This window comes from Streptomyces sp. NPDC014656 (assembly GCF_043084305.1).
GTDB lineage: Bacteria > Actinomycetota > Actinomycetes > Streptomycetales > Streptomycetaceae > Streptomyces.
The window spans coordinates 153,294-166,967 of the sequence record NZ_JBIBZN010000002.1 but is presented as its reverse complement, the minus strand read 5'-3'; the positions used below and the strand labels follow the sequence as shown (position 1 = coordinate 166,967).

Below are 13,674 nucleotides of genomic sequence, written 5' to 3'. Positions count from 1 at the left end.
GCCACCCCGTCGCGGCCCGTACGCTGGAAGGAACGGTCCGTGTTCCCGACCCCGTGAGGTGTGCTGTGCCCCCGCGTCACCACCGCTCCCGCCGCGGCGCCAAGCCGGCGGCGCAGGAGGACCGCGACGACCGGTACGGCGGATCGCAGCGCACCGAGAGCTGGCAGGGCGAGGAGTGGTACGTCCGGCTCGTCGCCGGCGCCAGCTCCCCGGGCAAGCGCTACCGCTGCCCCGGCTGCGACCAGGAGATCCCCGGCGGCGCCCCGCACGTCGTGGCCTGGCCCGAGTACGGCGGCGTCGACGACCGCCGCCACTGGCACAAGGCCTGCTGGAACGCGAAGGACCGCCGCACCCCCGGGGTGCAGCGGTCCCGCAACGCGCCGAAGTACTAGGGCCTCAGACGTCCCGGCTGTTCAGCAGCGCGTAGGCGCCGCCCACCGCCACCGCGGCCACCCCGGCCAGGGTGAAGAGGGCCTCCCAGCCCGCCGGGCCGCTGTCGCCGAACGGCGGCTGGGCGCTGTACAGCGCGATCATCTGCGAGGGCACCGAGTAGGTGAAGAGCGCCTCCTGGATCCCCTTCAGCGCCGGCGCGAACATGAACAGCGCCGCCACCAGCGGCAGCAGCAGCACGCCGATCATCACCGTGATGGCGCCGGCCGAGTGGCGCACCAGCGCCCCGACCCCCATCGACAGCAGGCCGAGCACCGCCATGAAGCCGGCCGCGCCGACCGTGGCCCGCGCCCACTCCGCGCCCGTCGGCTCCGCCGCCTCCACCATGGCCACCTGAGCGGTCGCCACCGCGAACGCGACCACCAGGGTCACCGTGAAGACCAGCAGGAAGAAGACGATCGCCTTCGCCGTCAGCACCCGGGCCCGGCTCGGGCACGCCGTCAGCGTCGTCCGGATCATGCCCGTGCCGTACTCGGACGAGATCGTCAGCACGCCCAGCGTGATCACGCAGATCGACGCCGGCAGCATCCCGAAGAAGCCCAGCGGCAGCGCCGACTCCTCGCCCATGTTCCCGCCCTCGCCGGCGGCGACCGCGGCCACGCTCAGACCGATGGCCAGCATCAGCAGGACCATCGTCCCCAGCGTCCACATCGTGGAGCGCACCGAGCGGATCTTCGTCCACTCCGAGGCGAGCGCGTCGCCGAGGTGCGCCCGGCGGACCGGGATGGGGGAGACGTAGCCGTACGGCGGCGGGGGGGTCGGGGTCGGCGTCGGGGCGGTCATCGGGCGTCCTCGGTGGTGTCGCTCGGCTTCTGGAGGCTCGGCCGCGGGGCGGCCTGGGGCGGCGTGGGCGGCGCGGCGGGCGCGGCCGCGGGAGGCTGCGGGGCGGCGGCGTACGGGTTCTGTCCGGGCGGCGGCGGGGCGTACCAGCCCTGCTGCGGCACGTCCGCCGGGGCCACCGGCTGCGGCGGCAGGCCGTACCCCGGCTGCCCGGGCTGCGGCGGGGCCTGGAGGTGGGCCAGCTTGTCGTCGCTGGAGCGGTAGTCCACCGCGCCCTGCGTCAGCCGCATGTACGCCTCCTCCAGCGACGCCTGGTGCGGCGACAGCTCCCAGAGCCGTACGTCCGCCCCGTGCGCCAGGTCGCTGATCCTCGGCAGCGGCAGACCGGTGACGCGCAGCGCCCCGTCCGGCTCCGAGAGGACCTGGCCGCCGGCCTCGACGAGCACGCCCGACAGCTTGTCCCGCAGCGCGGGCTCGCCCTCCGGGGTGCGGACCCGGGCGAAGTCCGCCGAGTTCGCCGAGATGAACTGCTTCACCGGCATGTCCGCGAGCAGCTGCCCCCGGCCGATCACGATCAGGTGGTCCGCCGTCAGCGCCATCTCGCTCATGAGGTGGCTGGAGACGAAGACCGTGCGGCCCTCGGCCGCCAGCTTCTTCATCAGGTTCCGCACCCAGAGGATGCCCTCCGGGTCGAGGCCGTTGACCGGCTCGTCGAAGAGCAGCACCTGCGGGTCGCCGAGCAGGGCCGCCGCGATGCCGAGCCGCTGGCCCATGCCGAGCGAGAAGCCCTTGGAGCGCCGCTTGGCGACGTCCTGGAGGCCCACCACGCCCAGCACCTCGTCCACCCGGCGGGCCGGGATGCCGGCCAGCTGGGCCAGCGAGAGGAGGTGGTTGCGGGCGCTGCGGCCGCCGTGCACGGCCTTGGCGTCCAGCAGGGCGCCGACCTGCCGGGGCGCGTTCGGCAGCTGCCGGAAGGGGTGGCCGCCGATCGTCACCCGGCCGGACGTGGGCGCGTCCAGGCCCAGGATCATGCGCATGGTGGTCGACTTGCCGGAGCCGTTGGGGCCCAGGAAGCCGGTGACGACACCCGGCCTCACCTGGAAGGAAAGGTTGTACACGGCCGTCTTCGCGCCGTAGCGCTTGGTCAGGCCGACTGCCTCGATCATTCTCCAGCCCCATCGACAGCTCGGTGGTGTGCGATCGGGGCATGACGGCGCGCTGCCGGAAGGCCCCCGTACGAGTCAGGAGCTTATCCAGCCGTTGACGGTTCCCGCGCCGGAGATACGAGACCGAAGCGAAACCTCCGGGAGAAATCCGGGACGTCCCGGACCCCCCTCCGGGGCTCCGTGGCGTCCCGGCCGCGTCCGACCGCGTCCGACCGCGTCCGACCGCGTCCGACCGCGTCCCGGCCGCGTCCCGGCCGCGTCCGACCGGCTCCGGCCGGAAGGGTCAGGCGTCCCGCCGCTTCAGCACCAGATAGCCGCCGAGCAGCGAGGCCGCCACCCAGACCAGCATGATCCCGAGCCCGCCCCACGGCCCGTACGGCGCCTTCTCCGAGCCCAGCGCGTCCGGCACCACCTGCATGATCTTGGAGCCGGCCTGGTCGGGGAAGTACTTCGCGACCTCCTTCGCCTTCGGCACCGCCGACAGGATCTGGGAGATCAGGAAGAAGAACGGCACCAGGATGCCCAGCGACAGCATCGAGGAGCGGAGCATCGCCGCCACGCCCATCGAGAAGAGGGCGATCAGCCCCATGTAGACCCCGCCGCCGACCACCGCCCGCAGCACGTTGTCCGCGCCGATCGTCGTCCGGTGCTCGCCCAGCAGCGCCTGCCCGAGGAAGAACGACAGGAAGCTCGTCACCAGACCGACGACCAGGGCGAGCACCCCGGCCACCGCGATCTTGGAGAAGAGGAAGGTGGCCCGCTGGGGGACGGCGGCGAGCGAGGTGCGGATCATGCCCGAGGAGTACTCGGTCCCCACCACCAGCACGCCGAAGACCACCATCGCCAGCTGGCCCAGCACCATCCCGGAGAAGCTGACGAAGGTCGGGTCGAAGGTCGCCCGCTCCACGTCGGACAGGTCGTCGAAGGTCGAGTTCAGGACCGCGGAGAGCGCCGCGCTCATCGCCACCGTGACGAGCAGCGCGCTCGCCAGGGTCCAGACCGTCGACGAGACCGTCCGGATCTTGGTCCACTCGGACCGGAGCACCGCCGGTACCGCCGCCATCGTCAGACCCCCTCGCTGTTCGGACCGGCCTCCGGGGTCCGCGCGGGACCCCAGCCGGACTTCGCGCCCCACCCGGGGCCGGGCGCGGCCGGCCCGCCGCCGGGCGCGCCGCCGCCGGGCGCGCCGCCGCCGTGCAGGTCGGTGCCGTGCGCGTGGTACTCCACCGCGCCCGCCGTCATCTGCATGAACGCCTCCTCCAGCGAGGCCCGCTGGGCGCTCAGCTCGTGCAGCGTCAGCTGGTGCGCCGCCGCCAGCTCGCCCAGCCTCTCGGTCGTCGCCCCGTCGACCTCCAGGGTGCCGTTCCCGGCCTCGACCACCACGAATCCGTCGGCGTGGAGCACGTCCCGCAGCCGTTCCTGCTGCGGTGAGCGCAGCCGGACGAAACTCCGTGAATTCCGCTGGATGAAATCCGCCATCGACATGTCGGCCAGCAGCTTTCCCTGCCCGATCACGATCAGATGATCAGCCGTCAGCGCCATTTCACTCATGAGATGGCTGGAGACGAAGATCGTTCTTCCTTCCGCCGCCAGCGACTTCATCAGATTGCGGATCCAGTGAATTCCCTCGGGGTCCAGACCATTGACGGGTTCGTCGAACATCAGGATCTCGGGATCACCGAGCAGCGCCGACGCGATCCCCAGCCGCTGGCCCATGCCGAGCGAGAAACCCTTCGACTTCTTCCGCGCCACCGCCGTCAGGCCGACCAGGTCCAGCACCTCGTCCACCCGGCGCTCCGGGATCCGGTTCGACTGCGCCAGGCACAGCAGGTTGTTGTACGCCGACCGGCCCCCGTGCATCGCCTTGGCGTCCAGCAGCGCCCCGATGTACTTCAGCGGCTCGTCCAGCTCGCGGTAGTGCCGGCCGTCGATCCGCACCGTCCCGCTCGTCGGGTTGTCCAGATCGAGCATCATCCGCATCGTGGTCGACTTCCCCGCCCCGTTGGGCCCCAGGAAGCCGGTGATCATGCCCGGCCGGACCTGGAAGGAGAGATGATCGACCGCCGTCTTCGTCCCGTACCGCTTCGTCAGTCCGTCAAGCTCGATCATGCGTACCAAGCTAAGGGCGTGCGAAACCCCCCGCCACCGGAGTGACGGGGGGTCCGGAACGCACGCGCTCCCGGCTCGGCAGGGGCTTACCGGGTCTGCTGCGCAGGGACGCCCGCGGAGCGGTCCTCGTCCAGCGGGGAGCCGGCCGCCGCCACCGCGGCACCGGTCAGCGTCGCCAGCATCTCGCGGACGTTGGTCAGCTGCGCGTTGATGGAGTCGCGGCGGTTCGTCAGCGCCGCCAGCTCGCGCTCCGATTCCGAACGGATCCGGTCGGCCTTGGCGTTCGCGTCGGCCACGATGTCCTCGGCCTGGCGCTGCGCGGTCTCCACCGTCTGGCGGGCCCGGCGCTCGGCGTCCGTCCGCAGCTTCTCGGCCTCCAGGCGGAGCTGCTCGGCGCGGTGCTCGATCTCGGCGAGGCGCTTCTCGGCCTTGGCCTGACGGGAGGCCAGGTCGCGCTCGGACTGCTCGCGGCGCTTGGCCAGGTTGGTCTCGAAGTCCGCGGCGGCCTGGGCGGCCTTGGCGCGGGTCTCCTCGAAGAGGGCGTCCGCCTCCTCGCGCTTCGACTGCGCGTCCTTCTGCGCCTCGGCACGCAGCGAGTTCGCCTCGCCCTGCGCCTTCTCGACGATCCGGACGCCCTCGTCCTCGGCCTTCGCCTTGCGGTCCGCCGCGAACGACTCCGCGTCGTTGCGCACCTGCTGGGCGGCCGACTCGGCCAGCTCGCGGTGCTGCTCGGCGGCGCGACGGGCCTCCTCGCGCAGGTCCTTCGCCTCCTCCTCGGCGAGACGGAGGATCTTCTCGACGCGCGCGCCGAGACCGGCGTACGACGGCTCCGCGTCGCTCACCTGGGCCTGGGCGTTCTGCGTCTCGAGGTGGAGTTCCTCGATGCGCTTCTCCAGGGAGGTGATGCGGCCCAGTGCGCTGTCACGGTCGGCGACGAGCTTGGTAATGCGGTCGTCCACCTGACCGCGGTCGTAACCACGCCGCACGAGCTCGAAGCCGAAGGGGGAGGATGTGTCGCTCATGGGGTTCCTGTCGAATGAGACCGGTGAGGTGTTAGAGGGAATCCTAGGGGCCGAAGCGGCGTGTCATCGAGCGTATGCCCGTTTGATCTGGAGAATGTCCAGCCTTTTGAGTGGCTACCCGTCCTGGGACTTGCCACCCGAACGAGTGGACCCCGAGGAAACGCCCGCCTTGAGCCCGTCCTTCGCCCCGGCCGACGGGGTCTCGAAAGACTCCAACGCCTCCAGTACGTCCTGGACACGGGAGATCTCGGCATTGATGTCGGTACGGCGCCGGGTCAGCGTCTCCAGCTCGCGCCGGCCCTCCTCGACCAGCCGCTCCGCCTCGGCCTCCGCCTCCGCCTTGATCCGCTCGGCCTCGGCCACCAGCGAACTCTTCTTCTGCTCGGCCTCCTTCAGGAGGGCGTCCGCCTTCCTGACCGCGGCGATCCGGACCTTGCTCGCCTCCGAACTCGCCTCCGAGATCATCTCCTTGGCCTTCTCCTCGGCCTCGACGCGCTGCTCCTCCGCGGCCTTCACCAGCTTGTCGACCCGCTCGCCGGCCGTCTTCATCTGCTCGGCCGACTCGCGCCGCGCCCGCTCGTGCAGCTCCTCGATCTCGCCCTCGATCCGGCCCCGCAGCTCCTCGGCCCGCTCCCTTATGGCGGTCGCGTCCTGCCGCGCCCCGACCAGGAGCTCGTCCGCGTCGGTCCGCGCCTTCTCCACCAGCGCGTTGCCCTCCACGGTCGCCTCGGCGACGATCCGGTCGGCCTCCTTGCGGGCCACCCCGACCATCGTGTCGGCCTGCGTCTCCGCCTCGGCGGTGGCGCGCAGCGCCTCCTCCCGGGCCTTGGCGATGAGCTGGTCGGCCTGCCCGGCCGCGTCCGCGCGCTTGCGCGCGCCGGCCTCACGGGCCTCGTCCAGGGTCCGGTCGGCCTCGTCGCGGGCATCGGAGCGCATCCGCTCGGCGGCCGCCTCGGCGTCCTCCTTGACCCGCGCCGACTCCGTACGGATCCGCTCGGCCTCCTGACGGGCCGACTCCAGGTCCTCGGCGCCCTCGGTCCGCAGCCGCTCCGCCTCGCCGGCCGCGTCCGCGAGGGTCCGCTCCGCCTCGGTCCGGGCGTCCGCCGTCACCGACTCGGCCAGCTCGACCGCCTCGTCGGTGATCCGGCCGGCCTCCGCCGTCGCCTCGCCGACCAGCGCGTCGGCCTGTTCGGCCGCGTCCTGGCGCCGCTTGTCGGCGGCCTGGCGGGCCTCGTCCAGGATCTGCTCGGCGTCGGCCAGGGCCGCCGTCCGCAGCGCCTGGGCGTGCGCCTCGCCGTCCGTCTTGACCTGCTCGGCCTCGGTCCGCAGCCGGGCCGCGTCCCGCTCGGTGGTCTCGCGCAGCTCGGCCGACTCGGCCGCGATCCGCCCGGCCTCCGCCGTCGCCTCGCCGATCAGGGTGTCGGCCTGTTCGGCCGCGTCCTGGCGCCGCTTGTCGGCGGCCTGGCGGGCCTCGTCGAGGACCTTCTCGGCCTCGGCCGCGATCCGCTCGGCCTCGGTCGTCGCCTCGCCGATCAGGGTGTCGGCCTGTTCGGCGGCGTCCTGGCGGCGCTTGTCGGCGGCCTGGCGGGCCTCGTCCAGGACCCGCTCGGCCTCCGCGCCGATCCGCTCGGCCTCCGCCGTGGCCTCGCCGACCACGCCCTCGGCCTTCTCGGCCGCCTCCGAACGGATCCGGTTGGCGTCGTTCCGGGCGTCCGCCCGGGTGCGGGCCGCGTCCTGCTCGGCCGACGCCAGCGCGTCCGTCGCCTCGGTCCGCACCCGCTGCGCGTACTCGGCGGTGTCCGTACGCAGCTTCTCGGCGTCCGCGATCGCGTCCCCGACCGTCCGCTCGGCCAGCGCCTTCGCCGCCTCGGACTCCTCCTGGGCGCGCGCCCGCACGCGGGCCGCGTCCTCCGCCGCCCGCTCCCGCTCCCCGTGCGCGTCGGCGCGGACCCGGTCCGCCTCCTCCTGCGCCTCGGTGCGGGTCCGCTCCGCCGCGTGCTCCGCGGCCGAGCGCAGCCCGGCGATCTCCTCCTCGGCCTGCTCGCGCAGCCCGGCGACCGAGTCGCGGACCTCCTGCGCGGTCTGCTCGGCGGCGGTGACCATCTCGGTCGCCCGCGCGTCCGCCTCCTCGACCAGGCGCTGGGCCTCGGCCTGGGCGTCCTCCACCCGCTTGCGGGCGGCGGCGAGCAGCTCCTCGGACTGCTCCCGGGCGTGCTCCCGCTCCCGGCCGGCCTCGGACCGGGCCGACTCCAGCGTCTCCTCGGCCTCCCGGCGGCGCCGGTTGGCCTCCTCCCGGGCGGCGGACAGCGCCTCCGCGGCCTCCGCGGCGACGCGCTCCGCGGCGGCGGCGGCCTCGGCCCGCACCCGGTCGGCGGTCTCCTGGGCCTCCGACCGCAGCCGCTCGGCCTCGGTCTCCGCCTCGGAGGTGAGCCGCTGCGCGGTGGACTCGGCCTCGGCGCGGGCCGCGGAGGCGTCCGCCGCGGCCTCGGTCCGCAGCCGGTCGGCCTCGGTCTCGGCCTGCTCCCGCAGCACCCGGATCCGCTCGGCGCCCTCGGTGCGCAGCCGCTCGGTCTCCTCGGCGGCCTCGCGCCGGATCCGCTCGCCCTCGGCCCGGGCGTCGGTCAGCTCCCGTCCGGCCGCGGCCACCCTCGCCTCGGCGTCGGCGTGCAGCCGGGCCAGCTCCTCGGCGGCCTCGGCCCGGCGGGCCTCGGCGGCCCGCTCGGCGTCCGCGCGCAGCCCGGCGGCGGCCTTCTCTGCCGCCTCCCGGACCGCCTCGGCCTGCTCCTCGGACTCGGTGCGCAGCCGCTCCGCCTCGGCGCGGGTCCGCTCCAGGGTCTCCTCGGCCTGGGTCCGGAGCGTCTGGGCGCGCTCCATCGCCTCCGCGCGGACCTTCTCGCTCTCCGCGCCGGCGTGGGTGCGCAGCTCGTCGGCGTCGGCCTTCGCCTTGGCCAGCAGCTCCTCGGCGGTCTTCGCCGCCTCCTCGATCTGCTGGACGGCCTCGCGGCGGGCCTCGCCGCGGATCCGCTCGCCCTCGGCGATGGCCTCGGCGCGCAGCTGCTCGGCCTCGCCGCGCAGCCGCCGGGCCTCCTCCTGGAGCTCGACGGTCTTGGCCCGGTACTCCTTGGTGTCGTCCTTGGCCGAGCCGAGCAGTTCGTCGGCCGACTCCTCGGCGCGCGAGCGCAGCCGGTCGGCCTCGGTCTCGGCCTCGCGGCGGATCCGCTCGGCCTCCTCGGAGGCCTTGCGGGTGGTCTCGGCGGCGTCCTCGGACGCCTTGCTGAGGATCTCCTCGGCGCTGCGGGCGGCCTTCGCGAGCGCGGCGGCCGAGTCCTCGGCGGCGGCCGTGCGGGCCTTCTCGGTGGCTTCGGCGACCAGCTTCTCGGAGTGCGCGGTCGCCTCGCGCAGCTTCTCCTCGGCCTCGGCCTTGAGGGCCTCCGCCTTCTCGGTGGCCTCGCCGACCAGCCGGGCGATCTCCGACTTGGCGGTGCGGGTGCGCTGTTCGTTGACGGAGTCGGCGGAGGCCAGGGTCTTCGCCGCGGACTCCTTGGCCTCGTTGAGGGCCTTGTCGGCCTCGGCGCGGGCCTGCCGCAGCTTCTCGTCGGCCTCCTGCATCCGCTGCTCGGCGGCGCGGGACAGCTCGGTGGCCTGGCGCCGGGCCTGGTCGGTCTCGGCGACGGCGGCGGTACGCAGCTGCTCGGCGTGGCCGGTGGCCTCCTGGGCCTGCGTGGAGGCGGCCGTCATCAGCCGCTCGGCGTCCTTGCGGGCGCGCAGCAGAATCGCTTCGGCCTCGGCGCGGGCGGCCTCCGCCTCGGCGCCGACGCGGCGGCCGGTCTCCTCGGAGAGCCGGGTGGCCTCGGCGCGGGCGGCGGCGAGCGACTGCTCGGCCTCGGCGCGGGCCTCGTCCATCAGCCGGCGGGCCTGGGACTCGGTGCGGGCGCGCAACTGCTCGGCCCAGGCCACGTTCTCGTTGACGTGGGCCTCGACGGTCTGGCGGCGCTCGTTCAGCTCCTGGTCGAGCTGCTGGCGGCGCTGGACGGCCTCGTTGTGCAGTTCGGCCTGGAGCCGGGCCTGGTGTTCCGCGTGCTCCTGGAGGATCCGCTGGGTCTGCGCCCGGGCCTCGCGCAGCTCCCGCTCGGCGTCCTGGCGGAGCTGTTCGGCCTGCGCCTGCGCGTTCCGCAGCAGTTGCTCGGCCTGGTAGCCGATGTCCGCGCTGTCGTAGGCGGGACGGGACGCGATGGTGCGCCGCGCCTCGTGGAGCTTGGCACGCAAGACCTCGACCTGGTAACCGAGGTCCTCGGCGTGCTGGACGGCCTTCTCGCGTTCCTTCTTCAGCCGGTCCATCTCGGCTTCGAACCGCGAGAGATGGTCGTCTTCAGCTCGGTGGCTCTCCTGGCGTTCGTAGCCCCGCACTGCGCGGTCCATCCTTCCCCGAGCCCTCCGAGCAGGGGAGACCCCAACCCTGGTCGCTACGTTCCGACGAGCACCGTTCACCGGACAGAACGGTCCCCCCGGGGAATCGTGGCAGATCGGACGACCCCGACATCCCGACTACGGCGCCGCGCGAAGCGGCCCCGACCGGCCCCGGCCCGGAGCCGCCCACTCTACCGGGCCGGGAATACGGAGGTCAGTGCTCCACTGAGGAGTGGTCGGCGGAAGGCTGCGCGGAGGTGACGAGTTCGGTCAGGACGCCGTGGCAGTCCTTGGGGTGGAGGAAGGTGATCCGGGAGCCCATGGAGCCGGTCCGGGGCTCGTCGTAGAGGACCCGGACGCCCTTGCCGCGGATGGCCTCGGCGTCCCCGTCGACGTCCGCGGTGCCGAAGGCGATGTGGTGCACGCCCTCGCCGTTCTTGGCCAGCCACTTGCCCACCGCGGAGTCCTCGCGGGTCGGCTCCAGGAGCTGGAGGTAGGAGGCGCCGCCGTCGTCGGTGGCGTTGATCCTGAGCATGGCCTCGCGGACGCCCTGTTCCTCGTTGACCTCGGAGTGGTAGACCTCGAAGCCGTACGTGGCACGGTAGAACTCGACGGTCCTGTCCAGGTCGAAGCAGGCGATCCCGATGTGGTCGATACGCGTCAGCATGGCTCCAGTGCACCCCCGCAGGCATGGTTACGCAACGTGCGCGCCGTCACACCGGCAGGCCGGTGACCTCGCGCCGCACCGCTCAGTACATTGGCGGTAAACCCTCGTTCACTCCTCATCCCAAGGGGCCGTGCCTCATGTCTGGAACGACCGGTACCACCTCAGTGATCGTCGCGGGCGCCCGCACGCCCATGGGTCGCCTGCTCGGCTCGCTCAAGTCCTTCTCCGGCGCCGACCTGGGCGGTTTCGCCATCAAGGCCGCCCTGGACCGGGCCGGCATCGGCGGCGACCAGGTGCAGTACGTGATCATGGGCCAGGTGCTCCAGGCGGGCGCCGGCCAGATCCCCGCCCGCCAGGCCGCGGTCAAGGCCGGCATCCCGATGAACGTCCCCGCCCTCACCATCAACAAGGTGTGCCTGTCGGGCCTGGACGCCATCGCGCTGGCCGACCAGCTGATCCGCGCCGGTGAGTTCGACGTCGTCGTCGCCGGCGGCCAGGAGTCCATGACCAACGCCCCGCACCTGCTGCCGAAGTCCCGCGAGGGCTTCAAGTACGGCGCGATCGAGATGCTCGACGCGATGGCGTACGACGGCCTCACCGACGCCTTCGAGAACATCGCCATGGGCGAGTCCACGGAGAAGCACAACACCCGCCTCGGCATCGACCGCGCCTCCCAGGACGAGATCGCCGCGCTGTCGCACCAGCGCGCCGCCGCCGCCCAGAAGAACGGCCTCTTCGAGGCCGAGATCACCCCGATCGAGATCCCGCAGCGCAAGGGCGACCCGGTGGTCTTCGCCAAGGACGAGGGCGTCCGCGCCGAGACCACCGTCGAGTCCCTCGGCAAGCTCCGCCCCGCCTTCGCCAAGGACGGCACCATCACCGCCGGCACCTCCTCGCAGATCTCCGACGGCGCCGCCGCCGTGGTCGTGATGAGCAAGGCCAAGGCGCAGGAGCTGGGCCTGGAGTGGATCGCCGAGATCGGCGCCCACGGCAACGTGGCCGGACCGGACAACTCGCTCCAGTCGCAGCCGTCCAACGCCATCCGGCACGCCCTGGAGAAGGACGGCCTGACCGTCGACGACCTCGACCTGATCGAGATCAACGAGGCCTTCGCCGCGGTCGCCGTACAGTCCATGAAGGACCTCGGCGTGTCCCCGGAAAAGGTGAACGTCAACGGTGGCGCCATCGCGCTCGGCCACCCGATCGGCATGTCCGGCGCCCGCGTGGTGCTCCACCTCGCCCTGGAGCTCAAGCGGCGCGGCGGCGGCACCGGCGCGGCCGCGCTGTGCGGCGGCGGCGGCCAGGGCGACGCCCTGATCATCCGCGTGGCCGGCAAGTAAGACCCCAGCCAGCAGAACCAGGAGAACGCAGCATGGTGGACGTCCCCGCACTGGTCGCCCAGGCACGGGAGGGCAGGCCGCGGGCCGTGGCCCGCCTGATCTCGCTCGTGGAGGGGGCGTCCCCGCAGCTGCGCGAGGTGATGGCGGCGCTGGCCCCGCTCACCGGCAACGCCTACGTGGTGGGCCTGACCGGCTCGCCCGGGGTCGGCAAGTCCACGTCGACCTCGGCGCTGGTGAGCGCGTACCGCCGGGCCGGCAAGCGGGTCGGCGTGCTCGCCGTCGACCCGTCCTCGCCGTTCAGCGGCGGCGCGCTCCTCGGCGACCGGGTCCGGATGTCGGAGCACGCCTCCGACCCGGGCGTCTACATCCGCTCGATGGCCACCCGCGGCCACCTGGGCGGTCTCGCCTGGTCCGCCCCGCAGGCCATCCGCGTCCTGGACGCGGCCGGCTGCGACGTGATCCTGGTGGAGACCGTCGGCGTCGGCCAGTCCGAGGTGGAGATCGCCGGGCAGGCCGACACCTCGGTGGTGCTGCTCGCGCCGGGCATGGGCGACGGCATCCAGGCCGCCAAGGCGGGCATCCTGGAGATCGGCGACGTGTACGTGGTCAACAAGGCGGACCGGGACGGCGCCGACGCCACCGCCCGCGAGCTCAACCACATGCTGGGCCTCGGCGAGGCCCGCGGCCCCGGCGACTGGCGGCCGCCGATCGTGAAGACGGTCGCGGCGCGCGGCGAGGGCGTCGACGAGGTCGTGGAGGCCCTGGAGAAGCACCGGGCCTGGATGGAGGAGCACGGGGTCCTGGCGGAGCGCCGGAAGGCCCGCGCGGCCCGCGAGGTGGAGACCATCACCATCACGGCGCTGCGCGAGCGGATCGGCGACCTGCACGGCGACCGGCGGCTCGACGCGCTGGCCGAGCGGATCGCCACCGGCGCGCTCGACCCGTACGCGGCCTCCGACGAACTGCTGGCGAGCCTGACCGGGAGCTAGGGCCTGTTTGGCCGTTCCGGCCCGCCCGGCCCGCGCGCTCGCCGCGCGGCCGGGACGCCCGGGTAGCCCTTTCCCCGAGCTCCCGGCTTCGCTGGAGCGGGGGAGACCCCGTTCGAGGGCGCCCCGGCCGCACGCCGCTCGCACGCACCGAACGACCCGGCCCGATCCGACGCCCGTGGTCGGACAGGCCCCGGGGCCGGAACGGACGAGAAGGGCCTCCCCGTCGTGCGGGGAGGCCCTTTCCCGTGGCCCGTCACATCTGTCAGGTCACGGCTTGCCGCGCTTGCCGCGCAGCCGCTCGGCGACCGGCTTCAGCGACTCGTGGAGGTCGCCGAGCGCGTCCGGGGTGAGCCGGTCGATGAAGTGGTCGCGGACCGACTCCACGTGGTGCGGGGCCACCTTGCGCATGGTCTCCATGCCGCGGTCGGTGAGGACCGCGTAGAGGCCGCGCCGGTCGGACTCGCAGTTGACGCGCTCGACCAGGCCGGCGTTCTCCATCCGGGTGATCTGGTGCGAGAGGCGGCTCTTGGACTGGAGGGTGGCGGCCGCGAGATCGCTCATCCGCAGCCTGCGGTCGGCGGACTCGGAGAGGTTGACCAGGATCTCGTAGTCGTTCATCGTCAGGCCGAAGGGCTGGAGGTCGCGCTCCAGCTGGTGCGTCAGCATTCTCTGGACGTCGAGGAAGGTGCGCCACGCGCACTGCTCGGCGTCGGTGAGCCAGGGGGTGGCCGTCTCGGTGTCCAT

At 73.3% G+C, this 13,674-nt stretch carries 11 protein-coding genes; 3 read left to right on the top strand and 8 right to left on the bottom strand.

Features of this window, described 5'->3' with window-relative positions; translation table 11 throughout:
- Window positions 1-65: 65 nt before the first annotated feature.
- On the top strand, window positions 66-392 hold the full coding sequence (locus tag ACF1ED_RS04595; protein ID WP_391756938.1) for an ATP/GTP-binding protein: 327 nt from the start codon (window positions 66-68) through the stop codon (window positions 390-392).
- 4 nt (window positions 393-396) lie between these two features.
- Here ACF1ED_RS04595 and ACF1ED_RS04590 read toward each other — a convergent pair whose 3' ends face one another.
- The 7 genes from ACF1ED_RS04590 to mce all read right to left on the bottom strand — a co-directional run bounded on the left by ACF1ED_RS04590 (window position 397) and on the right by mce (window position 10,601).
- Window positions 397-1,233, bottom strand: coding sequence for an ABC transporter permease (locus tag ACF1ED_RS04590; RefSeq protein WP_391756937.1), 837 nt, complete (start codon window positions 1,231-1,233; stop codon window positions 397-399).
- On the bottom strand, window positions 1,230-2,396 hold the full coding sequence (locus ACF1ED_RS04585) for an ABC transporter ATP-binding protein (protein WP_391756936.1): 1,167 nt from the start codon (window positions 2,394-2,396) through the stop codon (window positions 1,230-1,232). The genes ACF1ED_RS04590 and ACF1ED_RS04585 overlap by 4 nt, the downstream gene beginning before the upstream one ends.
- A 283-nt stretch (window positions 2,397-2,679) precedes the next feature.
- The gene (locus ACF1ED_RS04580) at window positions 2,680-3,459 is read right to left on the bottom strand and encodes an ABC transporter permease (protein ID WP_391756935.1); all 780 of its coding nucleotides are present in this window, start codon (window positions 3,457-3,459) and stop codon (window positions 2,680-2,682) included.
- 2 nt (window positions 3,460-3,461) lie between these two features.
- Window positions 3,462-4,505, bottom strand: coding sequence for an ABC transporter ATP-binding protein (locus tag ACF1ED_RS04575; RefSeq protein ID WP_391756934.1), 1,044 nt, complete (start codon window positions 4,503-4,505; stop codon window positions 3,462-3,464).
- A gap of 86 nt (window positions 4,506-4,591) precedes the next feature.
- A complete protein-coding gene (locus tag ACF1ED_RS04570; RefSeq protein ID WP_200427663.1) occupies window positions 4,592-5,527 on the bottom strand; it encodes a cellulose-binding protein in 936 nt (311 codons plus the stop codon).
- Between the two features lie 114 nt (window positions 5,528-5,641).
- Entirely contained in the window at window positions 5,642-9,934 is a 4,293-nt protein-coding gene (gene scy / locus ACF1ED_RS04565; protein WP_391757494.1) for a polarized growth protein Scy, read from the bottom strand.
- A gap of 214 nt (window positions 9,935-10,148) precedes the next feature.
- Entirely contained in the window at window positions 10,149-10,601 is a 453-nt protein-coding gene (gene mce / locus ACF1ED_RS04560) for a methylmalonyl-CoA epimerase (protein ID WP_391756933.1), read from the bottom strand.
- A gap of 137 nt (window positions 10,602-10,738) precedes the next feature.
- On the opposite strand from mce, the gene ACF1ED_RS04555 reads away from it, so the two are divergent.
- On the top strand, window positions 10,739-11,941 hold the full coding sequence (locus ACF1ED_RS04555; protein WP_391756932.1) for an acetyl-CoA C-acetyltransferase: 1,203 nt from the start codon (window positions 10,739-10,741) through the stop codon (window positions 11,939-11,941).
- Between the two features lie 32 nt (window positions 11,942-11,973).
- A complete protein-coding gene (gene meaB, locus ACF1ED_RS04550) occupies window positions 11,974-12,930 on the top strand; it encodes a methylmalonyl Co-A mutase-associated GTPase MeaB (protein ID WP_391756931.1) in 957 nt (318 codons plus the stop codon).
- 267 nt (window positions 12,931-13,197) lie between these two features.
- On the opposite strand, the gene ACF1ED_RS04545 is transcribed toward meaB, so the two are convergent.
- Window positions 13,198-13,674: a MarR family transcriptional regulator gene (locus ACF1ED_RS04545; RefSeq protein WP_351841343.1), complete on the bottom strand. Its 477-nt coding sequence runs from the start codon at window positions 13,672-13,674 to the stop codon at window positions 13,198-13,200.